Origin of the sequence: Streptomyces sp. NPDC055962, assembly GCF_042270185.1 — a bacterium.
In the GTDB taxonomy this organism is placed as follows: Bacteria; Actinomycetota; Actinomycetes; order Streptomycetales; family Streptomycetaceae; genus Streptomyces.
In genome coordinates this window covers 110,814-124,214 of record NZ_JBHJYN010000001.1, presented here as the reverse complement: position 1 = coordinate 124,214, position 13,401 = coordinate 110,814, and the positions used below count along the sequence as shown (strand labels likewise).

Annotated in this window: 14 protein-coding genes and 2 pseudogenes; 14 read left to right on the top strand and 2 right to left on the bottom strand. The window is 71.2% G+C overall.

Annotated features, from left to right (window positions below):
* Nucleotides 1-3 precede the first annotated feature (3 nt).
* The 8 genes from lepB to ACFC51_RS00500 all read left to right on the top strand — a co-directional run bounded on the left by lepB (nucleotide 4) and on the right by ACFC51_RS00500 (nucleotide 6,681).
* Entirely contained in the window at nucleotides 4-774 is a 771-nt protein-coding gene (gene lepB, locus ACFC51_RS00535; RefSeq protein WP_376526283.1) for a signal peptidase I, read from the top strand.
* Nucleotides 764-1,252 carry an NUDIX hydrolase gene (locus ACFC51_RS00530; protein ID WP_376379680.1) on the top strand — a complete coding sequence of 163 codons (489 nt, stop codon included), beginning with the start codon at nucleotides 764-766 and terminating at the stop codon, nucleotides 1,250-1,252. Before lepB ends, ACFC51_RS00530 begins: the two co-directional genes overlap by 11 nt.
* A gap of 63 nt (nucleotides 1,253-1,315) precedes the next feature.
* The gene (locus ACFC51_RS00525) at nucleotides 1,316-1,624 is read left to right on the top strand and encodes a DUF2469 domain-containing protein (protein ID WP_003965949.1); all 309 of its coding nucleotides are present in this window, start codon (nucleotides 1,316-1,318) and stop codon (nucleotides 1,622-1,624) included.
* 153 nt (nucleotides 1,625-1,777) lie between these two features.
* Nucleotides 1,778-2,137: a YraN family protein gene (locus tag ACFC51_RS00520; RefSeq protein WP_376379677.1), complete on the top strand. Its 360-nt coding sequence runs from the start codon at nucleotides 1,778-1,780 to the stop codon at nucleotides 2,135-2,137.
* Nucleotides 2,137-3,759 (top strand): YifB family Mg chelatase-like AAA ATPase, encoded by a 1,623-nt coding sequence (locus ACFC51_RS00515; RefSeq protein WP_376379674.1) that lies wholly within the window; start codon nucleotides 2,137-2,139, stop codon nucleotides 3,757-3,759. Before ACFC51_RS00520 ends, ACFC51_RS00515 begins: the two co-directional genes overlap by 1 nt.
* Nucleotides 3,756-4,928: a DNA-processing protein DprA gene (gene dprA / locus ACFC51_RS00510; protein ID WP_376526281.1), complete on the top strand. Its 1,173-nt coding sequence runs from the start codon at nucleotides 3,756-3,758 to the stop codon at nucleotides 4,926-4,928. Before ACFC51_RS00515 ends, dprA begins: the two co-directional genes overlap by 4 nt.
* A gap of 261 nt (nucleotides 4,929-5,189) precedes the next feature.
* Complete coding sequence (whiG, locus tag ACFC51_RS00505) at nucleotides 5,190-6,026, top strand: RNA polymerase sigma factor WhiG (RefSeq protein WP_376379668.1); 837 nt, start codon at nucleotides 5,190-5,192, stop codon at nucleotides 6,024-6,026.
* A 97-nt stretch (nucleotides 6,027-6,123) separates the two neighbouring features.
* Entirely contained in the window at nucleotides 6,124-6,681 is a 558-nt protein-coding gene (locus ACFC51_RS00500; protein ID WP_099177582.1) for a TetR/AcrR family transcriptional regulator, read from the top strand.
* A 272-nt stretch (nucleotides 6,682-6,953) separates the two neighbouring features.
* On the opposite strand, the pseudogene ACFC51_RS00495 reads toward ACFC51_RS00500, so the two are convergent.
* Nucleotides 6,954-7,556, bottom strand: a pseudogene (locus tag ACFC51_RS00495) (murein hydrolase activator EnvC family protein); the annotation flags it as partial.
* A 277-nt stretch (nucleotides 7,557-7,833) separates the two neighbouring features.
* On the opposite strand from ACFC51_RS00495, the gene rpsB reads away from it, so the two are divergent.
* From rpsB to ACFC51_RS00465, 6 genes and pseudogenes are all read left to right on the top strand, one after another.
* A complete protein-coding gene (gene rpsB, locus ACFC51_RS00490) occupies nucleotides 7,834-8,754 on the top strand; it encodes a 30S ribosomal protein S2 (protein ID WP_203182715.1) in 921 nt (306 codons plus the stop codon).
* 101 nt (nucleotides 8,755-8,855) lie between these two features.
* On the top strand, nucleotides 8,856-9,692 hold the full coding sequence (gene tsf / locus ACFC51_RS00485; protein ID WP_376379665.1) for a translation elongation factor Ts: 837 nt from the start codon (nucleotides 8,856-8,858) through the stop codon (nucleotides 9,690-9,692).
* A gap of 157 nt (nucleotides 9,693-9,849) precedes the next feature.
* Nucleotides 9,850-10,626, top strand: coding sequence for a UMP kinase (pyrH, locus tag ACFC51_RS00480; protein ID WP_329233357.1), 777 nt, complete (start codon nucleotides 9,850-9,852; stop codon nucleotides 10,624-10,626).
* 115 nt (nucleotides 10,627-10,741) lie between these two features.
* Nucleotides 10,742-11,299 carry a ribosome recycling factor gene (gene frr, locus ACFC51_RS00475; RefSeq protein ID WP_031100531.1) on the top strand — a complete coding sequence of 186 codons (558 nt, stop codon included), beginning with the start codon at nucleotides 10,742-10,744 and terminating at the stop codon, nucleotides 11,297-11,299.
* Nucleotides 11,299-12,384 carry a phosphatidate cytidylyltransferase gene (locus ACFC51_RS00470; RefSeq protein WP_376379661.1) on the top strand — a complete coding sequence of 362 codons (1,086 nt, stop codon included), beginning with the start codon at nucleotides 11,299-11,301 and terminating at the stop codon, nucleotides 12,382-12,384. Before frr ends, ACFC51_RS00470 begins: the two co-directional genes overlap by 1 nt.
* Before the next feature lie 166 nt (nucleotides 12,385-12,550).
* Nucleotides 12,551-12,873, top strand: a pseudogene (locus tag ACFC51_RS00465) (DUF6191 domain-containing protein).
* Nucleotides 12,874-12,943: 70 nt separating this feature from the next.
* Here the strand turns inward: ACFC51_RS00465 and ACFC51_RS00460 are convergent.
* The gene (locus ACFC51_RS00460; RefSeq protein WP_376526278.1) at nucleotides 12,944-13,390 is read right to left on the bottom strand and encodes a hypothetical protein; all 447 of its coding nucleotides are present in this window, start codon (nucleotides 13,388-13,390) and stop codon (nucleotides 12,944-12,946) included.
* Nucleotides 13,391-13,401: the final 11 nt, after the last annotated feature.

Sequence of the window (13,401 nt, the reverse complement as noted above, 5' to 3'; positions counted from 1 at the left end):
GGGATGAGTGGATCAGGACGTCATGACGGCCGCGGCCGGATCGGCACCGTGGTGTCGAACCTGGCCGTGGCCGTCGGCTGTGTGCTCTTCCTCGGCGGATTCGCATGGGGCGCGGTGGTGTACAAGCCGTACACCGTGCCGACGGATTCGATGACGCCGACGGTGAACGCCGGCGACCGGATCCTCGCGGAGCGGGTGGACGGCGCCGAGGTGCGCCGTGGCGACGTGGTCGTCTTCACCGACTCGACGTGGGGCGACGTGCCCATGGTGAAGCGGGTCGTCGGCGTGGGCGGTGACAAGATCGCCTGCTGCGACAAGGACGGACGGCTCACCGTCAACGGCAAGGCCGTCGACGAACCGTATCTGCGGACGGAGGGCGCCTCGGCGTTCGGCGGCGCGGCCGGCGCCCCGGCCTCCCCCCAGGACTTCACGGCCGCGGTACCCGAGGGACAGCTCTTCCTCCTCGGGGACGAGCGCAGCACCTCCATGGACTCCCGCGTCCACCTGGAGGACCCGGGGCACGGTTCGGTGCCGCGCAGTGCCGTCGAGGCGAGGGTGGACGCCGTCGTCTGGCCCTACCACGGCATGATCGGCCGCCCCGGGGCCTTCGCGGCCCTGCCCGGCGGCGTGTCCTCCGAGGGCCCGCTGCCCCTGCAGGCCGGTGTCCTCGTGCTCGGTGTGGTGCTCATCCTGGGCGGAGCCGCCTACGGCCCGCTCGTGGCGCGGTCCGCGCGCGGTGCCGAGCGTCCGAAGGCGTCCGCCGGTGCCCGCTGAGGCCCGCAAGGTCGCCCGGGTGGTGCTCCTGGACCCGGACGACCGGATCCTGCTGTTGCACGGCCACGAGCCCGAGGACGCAGCCGAGAGCTGGTGGTTCACCCCGGGCGGAGGCCTGGAGGGCGATGAGACGCGGGAAGAGGCCGCCCTGCGTGAGGTCGCCGAGGAGACCGGGATCACCGACGTCGCTCTCGGCCCGCTGCTGTGGACGAGGATCTGCTCCTTCCCGTTCGACGGGCGCCGCTGGGACCAGGACGAGTGGTACTTCCTCGCCCGCACCACACAGACGGCCACCGATCCGAAGGGCCTCACCGAGCTGGAGCTGCGCAGCGTCGCCGGTCTGAGGTGGTGGACTTCCGCCGAACTTCTGGCCACGCGTGAGACGGTGTACCCGACCAGGCTCGCCGGGCTGCTGCGCACGCTGCTCGACGAGGGTCCCCCGAGTGTTCCGCTGGTTCTCGCCCCCGAAATCGTCTAATCGGCCAGGGGTGCGCGGGGCTGACGCACAATAGGGGGACGCACGGCTGAAGGGGAACATGCCATGAGCGCCGAGGACCTCGAGAAGTACGAGACCGAGATGGAGCTGAAGCTCTACCGGGAGTACCGCGATGTCGTCGGTCTGTTCAAATATGTGATCGAGACCGAACGGCGCTTCTACCTCACCAACGACTACGAGATGCAGGTGCACTCGGTCCAGGGCGAGGTCTTTTTCGAGGTTTCCATGGCGGACGCGTGGGTCTGGGACATGTACAGGCCTGCTCGGTTCGTCAAGCAGGTCCGCGTCCTGACATTCAAGGACGTGAACATCGAGGAGCTCAACAAGAGCGACCTCGAACTCCCGGGCGGCTGATCCCGGGGCTGCCCCGGCTGACCCCCGGCATGCACCGCGGTGTCCCGGTTCACTCGTCCGAGTGGCCGGGATATCCACAACGGTCTGGTTGTCCACCAAGATCCAATGGATCGGGCCGGTGGCGTCACAGTCGGTGCCGGAGGTGGTGCCGATATGAACGCACGAGGGGCACTCGGGCGGTACGGCGAGGATCTGGCGGCACGGCTGCTGGCCGACGCCGGTATGACCGTCCTCGAGCGCAACTGGCGGTGTCGCGCAGGAGAGATCGACATCGTCGCCAGGGACGGCGACGCGGTGGTCGTCTGTGAGGTCAAGGCCCGCAGGGCGGGTGCCTTCGAGCACCCGATGGAGGCTGTGACACCGGCCAAGGCGGACCGGCTGCGCAGACTCGCGGAGATCTGGCTCGACCGGCACGGCGGACCGCCGCCGGGCGGGGTCCGGATCGATCTGGTCGGTGTGGTGCTGCCGAGGCGAGGCGCCCCGGTCGCCGAACACGTGCGGGGCGTGGCCTGATGGGGTTCGCACGGGCCTGTTCGGTGGCGCTGGTCGGCGTCGAGGGCGTGGTGGTGGAGGTCCAGGCGGACCTGGAGCCGGGCGTGGCGGCGTTCACGCTGGTCGGTCTTCCGGACAAGAGCCTGGTCGAGAGCCGGGACAGGGTCAGGGCCGCGGTCGTCAACTCCGGGGCGGAGTGGCCGCAGAAGAAGCTCACGGTGGGCCTCTCTCCCGCCTCCGTGCCCAAGAGCGGATCGGGATTCGACCTCGCCGTCGCGTGCGCGGTGCTCGGCGCGGCGGAGCGGATCGACCCGGCTGCCGTCGCCGACGTCGTGATGATCGGGGAGCTCGGCCTCGACGGCCGGGTGCGCCCGGTGCGGGGGGTGCTGCCCGCGGTGCTCGCGGCGGCGGAGGCGGGATACCGGCAGGTGGTCGTCCCGGAACAGACCGCCGGGGAGGCCGCCCTCGTGCCGGGTGTCTCCGTCCTCGGCGTACGCAGCCTGCGCCAGCTGATCGCCGTCCTCGGCGACGAGCCCGTGCCCGACGAGCCGACCGCCGACCGGGACCGCCCCGACACGATGCTGGCGGGGCTGATGGTGCCCGGAGCGGGCCTCGGCACAGGACTCGCCCCGCTGTCGGCCGACAGCGCGGCCCACCGGCCCGACCTGGCCGATGTCGCGGGCCAGGCCCGGGCGCGCACGGCCCTGGAGGTGGCGGCGGCGGGAGGACACCATCTCCTGCTCTCCGGGCCGCCGGGGGCGGGGAAGACCATGCTGGCGGAGCGGCTCACGGCGATCCTGCCGCCGCTGTCCCGGCGGGAATCCCTCGAAGTGACGGCGGTGCACTCGGTCGCGGGCATCCTCCCGCCGGGTGAACCTCTGATCGGCAGGGCGCCGTACTGCGCACCGCACCACTCGGCGACGATGCAGTCGCTCGTCGGCGGGGGCAACGGCCTGCCGAGGCCGGGAGCGGTGTCCCTGGCGCACCGGGGAGTGCTCTTCCTCGACGAGGCGCCCGAGTTCTCCGGACGGGCCCTCGACGCGCTGCGCCAGCCCCTGGAGTCCGGGCACGTGGTGGTCGCGCGAGCGGCCGGTGTCGTCCGGCTGCCCGCCCGCTTCCTGATGGTCCTGGCCGCGAACCCCTGTCCCTGCGGCCGGCACACGCTGGCCGGTGCCGGATGCGAGTGCCCGCCTTCCGCGGTCCGCCGCTACCAGGCGAGGCTGTCGGGCCCGTTGCTGGACAGGGTGGACCTCCGCGTCGAGGTGGAGCCGGTCGGCAGGGCGGATCTCATGGGGCAGGGAGGCCGGGGCGAGTCCTCCGCCGAGGTCGCCGTCCGGGTGCGGGAGGCCAGGGAGCGCGCGGCCGGGCGGCTCGCGGGCACGCCCTGGACCACCAACAGCGACGTGCCCGGGCACGAGCTCAGGACGAGGCTGGTCGCGGCTCCCGGCGCCCTGATGGCGGCCGAGCGCGACATGGAGCGGGGCGTCCTCACGGCCCGTGGTCTGGACCGGGTCCTGCGCGTGGCATGGACCGTGGCCGACCTGCGGGGCGCCGACCGCCCGGACGCCTCGGACGTCGCGGTCGCGCTGGAGCTGCGTACGGGCATCCAGCGCGGGGTCCCGATGCAGGCGGGGTCCCGATGACCGCCCCGCCCGCCGACGACGGGCGGGAGCGGCTGGCGCGCGCCGCCCTGACCCGTGTCTTCGAGCCGGGCGACGAGCGTGGCGGCCGCTGGCTCCGCGAGACCGGCGCGGTCGAGCTGATACGGCGTCTCACCGGTGCGGAGGAAGCCGCACGGGCACTCGAGGGGATGACGGCGGCCCGGCTCGCCGGCTACCGGCTCCGGGCGTCGAGCGCCGACCCCGCGCGGGACCTGGCGGATGCGGCCGCGGCCGGCGGGCGGTTCGTCTGTCCCGGTGACCAGGAGTGGCCGAGCCAGCTCGACGACCTGGGCGACGCGCGGCCGATCGGGCTCTGGGTGCGCGGCAGGTCCGACCTGCGACTCTGGGCACTGCGTTCGGTCGCCCTGGTCGGAGCCAGGGCCTGCACGCCCTACGGGGCGCACATGGCGGCGACGCTGGCCGGGGGGCTCGCGGAGCGGGGCTGGGTGGTCGTCTCCGGCGCGGCGTTCGGAGTGGACGGCGCCGCCCATCGCGGGGCGCTGGCCGCGGGCGGGGCGACGATGGCGGTGCTGGCCTGCGGGGTGGACGTGGCCTATCCCCGGGGCCATGCCGAGCTGATCGGGCGCATCGTGGAACAGGGCATGGTCATGGGCGAGCTGCCGCCCTCGGAGCATCCGACGCGCAGCCGATTCGTCCTCCGCAACAGGGTGATCGCGGCCCTCACGCGAGGCACCGTGGTGGTGGAGGCCGAGTACCGCAGCGGCTCGCTGGTCACAGCGAGGAACGCCCTACGGCTGGGCCGCTTCACCATGGGGGTGCCCGGGCCCGCCACCAGCGGCCTGTCGGCCGGGGTCCACGAACTCCTGCGCGGCGAGGGCGTCCTGGTCACCGATGCCGCCGAAATCGCCGAGCTGGTGGGGGAGATCGGCGACCTCGCCCCGGCCAGGACCGGCCGGGTCCTGCCCCGCGACCTGCTCGACGCCGTCTCCGCCAGGGTCCTGGAAGCCCTGCCGGGGAAGGGCGCCGTGGACGGGCGTGACGTGGCCCGGAGTGCAGGGGTCTCCGCGGACGAAACCCTCGGGCGTCTGTACGAACTTCACTCACTGGGGTTCGTCGAACGCGAGGGCGACACATGGCGGTTGACGGGGGTACGGACACGCAGCGGCGACGCGCGGCGAGGCGGTACTTGACCCGGAGCATTCGGGTGAAAAGGTGATGCCCGTGGTCTCGGCAGCGCTCGGCCGGGCCTCCGGGAACCGTGCGGCCGACGACGGTTCCCGTCGTCGGACCTGTCCGGTGGCGGAGGGACAACGGGTGATTCGGGAGCGAATCACACCGCACGGTTCCTTTGTCCTGCGCGCAACGCAACACCTCAGTCACGCTACGCTCACAAGGAATCCGCCCCAGAGACACGTCCCAGCACTTCACAGCAGAACGGCTCAAGGCACCACATGCCCCAGCACACCTCCGGGTCTGACCGCGCGGCAGTACCACCGGCTGCGCGTGGCACTGTGCGCCCTCCCGCCCCCTCCTCGCTCGACGAGTTGTGGCGTTCGTACAAGGCCACGGGCGACGAGCGGCTGCGGGAGCAGCTGATCCTGCACTACTCACCCCTGGTGAAGTACGTCGCCGGCCGGGTCAGCGTGGGGCTGCCGTCCAACGTGGAGCAGGCGGACTTCGTCTCGTCCGGAGTCTTCGGGCTGATCGACGCCATCGAGAAGTTCGACATCGAGCGGGCCATCAAGTTCGAGACCTACGCGATCACCCGCATCCGCGGCGCGATGATCGACGAACTCCGCGCCCTGGACTGGATTCCCCGCTCCGTACGCCAGAAGGCGCGCAACGTCGAGCGTGCCTACGCGACCCTGGAGGCCCAGCTCCGGCGCACCCCGTCCGAGGCCGAGGTCGCCGCGGAGATGGGTATCGCGCTGGAGGAACTCCACGCTGTTTTCAGCCAGTTGTCCCTCGCCAACGTGGTGGCACTGGAGGAGCTGCTGCACGTCGGCGGCGAGGGCGGCGACCGGCTGAGCCTGATGGACACCCTGGAGGACACCGCGGCCGACAACCCGGTCGAGGTCGCGGAGGACCGCGAGCTCAGACGGCTGCTCGCCCGCGCCATCAACACGCTCCCCGAGAGGGAGAAGACCGTGGTCACCCTCTACTACTACGAAGGCCTCACCCTCGCCGAGATCGGCAACGTCCTGGGCGTCACCGAGAGCAGGGTCAGCCAGATCCACACCAAGTCCGTCCTCCAGCTCCGGGCGAAACTCGCCGACGCGGGGCGCTGAACCCGAGCCGCTCCGGCCGATCTCCACGGGACGCGGACCCCGCTCCCGGGTGACGCCGCCGTAGAGTGGAGGGGTGCCCAGGATTCGAGCGGCCTCCGTGGCCGAGCACCGGACCATGCAGCGCGGCGCCCTCCTGGACGCCGCTCGCTCCTTGCTGTCCGAGGGCGGCACGGAGGCGCTGACCTTTCCCGCCCTCGCCGAGCGCACCGGCCTCGCCAGGTCGTCCGTCTACGAGTACTTCCGCTCCCGCGCTGCCGTGGTCGAGGAGCTCTGCGCCGTCGACTTCCCCGTCTGGGCCGCCGAGGTCGAGAACGCCATGGAACGCGCCGGTACGCCCGAGGCGAAGATCGAGGCGTATGTGCGCCGGCAGCTCGACCTGGTCGGCGACCGGCGGCACCGCGCGGTCGTGGCGATCTCCGCGAGCGAGCTGGACGCGGGGGCACGGGAGAAGATCCGCGCCGCGCACGGCGGGCTCATCGCCATGATCGTCGAGGCGCTCGCCGACCTGGGCCACACCGAGCCGAGGCTCGCGGCCATGCTGTTGCAGGGCTCCGTGGACGCCGCGGTACGCAGGATCGAGCTCGGTGCGGCGGAGGAACCGGGCATCGTCGCGGACACGGCCGTCGCCATGGTCCTGCGCGGCGTCCGTGGCTGAGCGCCGCACCTGACGCTCCGGGCGGGCCCCGGACCCGCCTCCGGGAGAGGCTCCGGGCCCGCACCCGGGAGAGGCTCCGGACCTGCCTCCGGGAGAGGCTCCGGACCTGCCTCCGGGAGAGGCTCCGGGCCCGCACCCGGAAGCGGTACGCCGAACACCGGCAGCAGCCGGGAAGGACCCCGTCGCAGCAGTGCCGGAGGAAGCAGCGACAGCGGATCCAGGTAGACGTCACCACGCCGCAGCCCCCAGTGCAGACACCCGGAGGTGCAGTGGGACGGCTCCGGCCCGACCACCCCCACCACCTGCCCCGCGCTCACCTCGTCGCCCGCGGAGACCCGTGCGCGCACCGGCTCGTAGGTGAAACGGAGCGGTGGCTCCCCGCTCCCCGCCACGTCGACGGAGACCACCCCGCGCCCCGCCACCGGATCCGCGAAGGCGACCCGGCCCGGGGCGGCCGCCAGGACCGGGGTACCCGGCGGCGCTGCGAGGTCGACCCCGCGGTGGCCGGGCCCGTAAGGCCCGGCGGGCGGCTCCCAGCCCCGTACGACCAGGGGCCGGCCCGCCAGAGGCCAGACCCGGCCGTCAGCCGGGGGCGGGACCGCCGCGGTCCCGGCGGCGGCCGGCCCCGGTGTGACCGCGAGCAGGACGGCCAGCAGCCCGGCGAGGAGCCCCGCCAGAAGTCCGGCCCTAGGTGCGGCGGCCGGCGGTGCGGCGTGGGGTGCGGCAGCCGGCGATCCGGCGCGGCGTCCGGCGGCCGGCCGCGCGGCCCCGGCCTGCTCCGCGGGCGCGCACGGCCGTGAGAGGCCCGGCGCGGGCGGCGCCGTCGGACGGGCGGCACGACGGCGTCCTGCGGTCTTTCCTGGTGAGCGGCGCATGACGGAACGATCTCCCGGCCGCCCGTCCCGCGGGGATCATGGCCCGGATCTGTGGACGACCGGGGGGTTGTGGACATCGCCGTCACCCGGCACCCGGCGGGTCCCGTACACTTCTTCTGGCGATCCGGGTCACCGGGTCGACTTCGCACGCCCCGCCACCTCCCTCTCTGCGGACGGTGGCCGCGCTCCTCGGTCCCTTGTGGCACGGCGCGTCGGGGCGTCAGGCGCGACAGCAATCCTGCTGTCGCGGCAACCGAGAACCTCAAGGAGTACGGCCATGGCCGTCGTCACGATGCGGGAGCTGCTGGAAAGCGGCGTCCACTTCGGTCACCAGACCCGTCGCTGGAACCCGAAGATGAAGCGCTTCATCTTCACCGAGCGCAACGGCATCTACATCATCGACCTGCTCCAGTCGCTGTCGTACATCGACCGCGCCTACGAGTTCGTCAAGGAGACCGTCGCGCACGGCGGCTCCATCATGTTCGTGGGTACGAAGAAGCAGGCCCAGGAGGCCATCGCCGAGCAGGCGACGCGCGTCGGCATGCCGTACGTCAACCAGCGTTGGCTCGGTGGCATGCTCACCAACTTCTCCACCGTCTACAAGCGCCTTCAGCGTCTGAAGGAGCTCGAGCTCATCGACTTCGAGGACGTGGCCGCCTCCGGCCTCACCAAGAAGGAGCTCCTGGTCCTCTCGCGCGAGAAGGCCAAGCTGGAGAAGACCCTCGGTGGTATCCGCGAGATGCAGAAGGTGCCGAGCGCCGTCTGGATCGTCGACACCAAGAAGGAGCACATCGCCGTCGGTGAGGCGCGCAAGCTCCACATCCCGGTCGTCGCGATCCTCGACACCAACTGCGACCCCGACGAGGTCGACTACAAGATTCCGGGCAACGACGACGCGATCCGCTCCGTCACCCTGCTCACCCGCGTGATCGCCGACGCCGTCGCCGAGGGCCTCATCGCCCGCTCCGGTGCCGCCACCGGTGACTCGAAGCCGGGCGAGAAGGCCGCCGGCGAGCCCCTCGCCGAGTGGGAGCGCGACCTGCTCACGGGCGAGAAGAAGGACGACGCCGAGGTCCAGTCCTCCGCCGAGACCGAGAAGGCCGCCGACGCCGAGCCGGCCGCCGCCGCCGACGAGCAGGCTGCCGAGCAGGCCGAGGCCCCCGCCGCCGAGGCTCCGGCCACGGACGAGCAGGCCTGACACCCGTCAGTCACGGCTGAATGACGGCGGGGGCCGGTGCACTGGCACCGCCCCCGCCGTTCACCCGTAGATCTTTCAGACTTCGAGAGAGAAACAGACTCATGGCGAACTACACCGCCGCTGACGTCAAGAAGCTCCGCGAGCTCACCGGCGCCGGCATGATGGACTGCAAGAAGGCGCTCGACGAGGCCGACGGCAATGTGGACGGTGCCGTCGAGGCGCTCCGCATCAAGGGCCAGAAGGGCGTCGCCAAGCGCGAGGGCCGTTCGGCCGAGAACGGTGCCGTCGTCTCCCTCGTCGCCGAGGACAAGACGTCCGGCGTCCTGCTCGAGCTGAAGTGCGAGACGGACTTCGTCGCCAAGGGCGACAAGTTCCAGGCCGTCGCCAACACGCTCGCCGCCCACGTCGCCGAGACCTCCCCGGCCGACATCGAGGCGCTCCTCGCCTCCGAGATCGAGCCCGGCAAGACCGTCCAGGCGTACGTGGACGAGGCCAACGCCAACCTCGGCGAGAAGATCGTCCTGGACCGCTTCGCGCAGTTCCAGGGCGCTTACGTCTCCGTGTACATGCACCGCACCATGCCGGACCTGCCCCCGCAGATCGGTGTCATGGTCGAGCTGGACAAGGCCGACGCCGAGCTGGCCAAGGGCCTTGCGCAGCACATCGCCGCCTTCGCCCCGAAGTACCTGGCCCGCGAGGACGTCCCGGCCGAGGTCGTCGAGGCCGAGCGCCGCGTCGCCGAGGAGACCACGCGCGCCGAGGGCAAGCCCGAGGCCGCGCTCCCGAAGATCGTCGAGGGTCGCGTCAACGGCTTCTTCAAGGAGGCCACCCTCCTCGGCCAGCCCTACGCGCTGGACAACAAGAAGTCCGTCCAGAAGGTCCTGGACGAGGCCGGTGTCACCCTGAAGCGCTTCACGCGCATCAAGGTCGGCATCTGAGTCCGTCCGCGAACAACGGTGGACCCGATAGGGTCTGGTGCAGTCGACGGCCGCACCTAGCCGGACGACCGCAGATCTGACGAGGAGGCCATTGCCGCTGAGGGACGACAGACCCACCGGCAATGGCCTTCTTCGTATGTGCACGAGGAGAATCTCCATGAACAAGGGCGCGGACGCCACACAGGGTGACCACAAGCGCGACGACGGCACGATTTCCGGGCGCTTCATGCTGAAGCTGTCCGGCGAGGCCTTCGCCGGTGGCGGAGGCCTCGGTGTCGACCCCGACGTCGTGCACGCCATCGCCCGCGAGATCGCCGCGGTCGTACGCGACGGCGCGGAGATCGCGGTCGTGATCGGCGGCGGAAACTTCTTCCGTGGTGCCGAGCTCCAGCAGCGCGGCATGGACCGGGCGCGGTCCGACTACATGGGCATGCTCGGCACGGTCATGAACTGCCTGGCGCTGCAGGACTTCCTGGAGAAGGAAGGCATCGACTCACGCGTCCAGACGGCCATCACCATGGGCCAGGTCGCGGAGCCGTACATCCCGCTCCGTGCCGTGCGGCACCTGGAGAAGGGGCGCGTCGTGATCTTCGGTGCCGGCATGGGCATGCCGTACTTCTCCACCGACACGACCGCGGCCCAGCGCGCCCTGGAGATCGACGCCGAGGCGCTGCTGATGGGGAAGAACGGCGTGGACGGGGTCTACGACTCCGACCCGCGGACCAACCCCGGCGCGGTGAAGTTCGACGCCCTGGAGTACGGCGAGGTGATCGCCCGTGACCTCAAGGTCGCCGACGCCACCGCGATCACCCTCTGCCGTGACAACCAGCTCCCGATCCTCGTCTTCGAACTGACCCAGGAGGGCAATATCGCCCGCGCGGTCAAGGGTGAGAAGATCGGCACGCTGGTGAGCGACGAGAGCACCCGGGCCTGACGGCCCAAGAGATGGACAACGGCCTGCCGGTCGGACACCGTGCAGGTGAGGACGCGACGCAGGATCCGCAGGGCCCGACGATGCCGGGTCCGACCAAGACACGCAGGAGCACGTGGTGATCGAAGAAATCCTCCTCGAGGCCGAGGAGAAGATGGAGAAGGCCGTCGTGGTCGCGAAAGAGGACTTCGCCGCGATCCGTACCGGCCGTGCGCACCCGGCGATGTTCAACAAGATCGTCGCCGACTACTACGGCGCGCTGACCCCGATCAACCAGCTGGCCTCGTTCTCGGTGCCCGAGCCGCGGATGGCCGTGGTGACCCCGTTCGACAAGACGGCGCTGCGCAACATCGAGCAGGCGATCCGTGACTCCGACCTCGGGGTCAACCCGAGCAACGACGGCAACATCATCCGTGTGACGTTCCCCGAGCTCACGCAGGACCGCCGCAAGGAGTACATCAAGGTCGCCAAGACCAAGGCCGAGGACTCCAAGATCTCGATCCGCTCCATCCGCCGCAAGGCCAAGGAGTCGCTCGACAAGCTCGTCAAGGACAAGGAGTCCGGCGAGGACGAGGTCCGCCGCGCGGAGAAGGAGCTCGACGACACCACCGCGAAGTACGTGGCGCAGGTGGACGAGCTGCTCAAGCACAAGGAAGCCGAGCTGCTCGAAGTCTGATGAACGACTCTTCCTGGGGCGCCCCGCAGGGAGCCGGATACTGGAGCGCGCCCGAGATGGGGGCCGCTCCGGCGGGTCCTGCATACGATGTGCACGGCGCCCAGCAGACTCGGCCCATGCCCATCGTGCCGGACGTTCCCGACGCAGGTAGAGACGCTGACGACCGCGACGACCGGAACGGGGACGCCGCGCGCGTCAGCGGCCCCCTGTTCCGTGACGAGAAGCCGCAGGAGCCCATGTCCACCCCGCTGCCGTCCCCGCCGCCCAAGAAGCGTGCGGGGCGTGACCTGCGCGCCGCCATAGGGGTCGGTGTCGGTCTCGGTGCTCTCGTCGCCGGTTCCCTCTTCGTCGTGAAGGCCGTCTTCGTCGGTGTGGTCGTGCTGGCGGTGGTGGTCGGTCTCTGGGAGCTCACCTCCCGCCTCAAGGAGCGCAAGGGCATCAACGCCCCCCTCGTGCCGCTCGCCGTCGGCGGCGCCGCGATGGTGGTCGCCGGTTATGTGAGGGAGGCGGAGGGCGCCTGGGTCGCGATGGCTCTCACGGCCCTCGCCGTGCTCGTGTGGCGGATGACGGAGCCGCCCGAGGGCTACCTCAAGGACGTCACCGCGGGCGTCTTCGCCGTCTTCTACGTGCCGTTCCTGGCGACGTTCGTCGCCATGATGCTCACCGCGGACGACGGTGCGTGGCGTGTGCTGACGTTCCTCCTCCTCACCGTGGTCAGCGACACCGGCGCGTACGCCGTCGGCTGGCGCTTCGGGACACACAAGCTGGCTCCGCGCATCAGCCCCGGGAAGACCCGCGAGGGACTGCTCGGTGCCGTCGGCTTCGCGATGGTGGCCGGCGCCCTGTGCATGGAGTTCCTGATCGATGACGGGACCTGGTGGCAGGGGCTGCTGATGGGCCTCGCGGTCGCCGCCAGCGCCACGCTCGGCGACCTGGGTGAGTCCATGATCAAGCGGGACCTCGGCATCAAGGACATGGGCACGCTGCTGCCCGGCCACGGCGGGATCATGGACCGGCTCGACTCGCTCCTGCCGAGCGCGCCGGTGGTGTGGCTGCTGCTGGTGCTGTTCGTCGGATCCGGCTGAGCCGGCCGGTTCCGCATCGCGCTCCCCCGAAGGGCCCGCCGTCCGCGGCGGGCCCTTCGCGTGGGCCCCAGGCCCGGACGGGACGCCCTGTCCGGGTACCGCGCCCGTGCCTCTGTTCTCCCACGGGGGGCCCGAAGCCACTGGCGGTACGGAATTCGCGGTCCTCATGACTCTTCCGGGCCTGGTCGTCGCCCTGACGCTCCTGGCCTTCGTCGATCAGCTTCTGCTGCGTGCGGGCCGTGCGGGCGTCCTGCCCCGGCGCAACGGCGTCCGGCAGGGGCAGATCTCCGCGACGGGGTTCGAGCAGCTGCGGGCGAGTTTCTCGCCGGGTAAGCAGAACGAGCTCAAGGAACGGCAGCCGGCCCTCCTCGTGCGGGACGACGAGGAGGACGCGGCGCGCCTCCGAACCGGACCACGGTGGACCTGGCGAGGGGCACGGCGGTCGTACGCCTCCCGAAGCCGGACCGCCCGGGGCCCGGTATCGCCTGACGCCAGGCCCTCAGCAGGGGGTCCGATGTCGTGGAGTCGCCTGTCAGGGCGGGGCCGTCGGGGGAGCGGCTCAGCCTCGCCTCAGGCTACGACCCACGACCCCGACACTGACGGCAAGGAATTTCTCCCTTGCCGCGCGGTGCCGGTCCCAGCGCCGGGTGAACTCGTCATCCCCGACATCGCCCCGCCTCCAGTAGTCGCCCAGGTGGCTGCCCGCCTTGTTGAGCTCTTCGACCGCATCCAGCAACTCGCGGTCCCGGGAGAGGAGCTTCAGGCGGACGGACGCGAGCCGGTGTGCGGCAAGATCGAAGCCGCTGACCCGGTCTTCCAGGCCGAGTACCCGTTCCTCCCAGATGCGGCTGTCGTAGTCCGCGGCGGAGACCGCGACGAGAGCGCACTGCTCGAAGAGCAGTTCACTCAGCCGTGTTCTGCCCTCGGCACGCTTCACCAGGTGCTGCCCCACTATGGCGATGGCGGCACCGATGGTTGTTCCGAGCAGCGTCCCCCAGATTTCCATGACCGGAATCA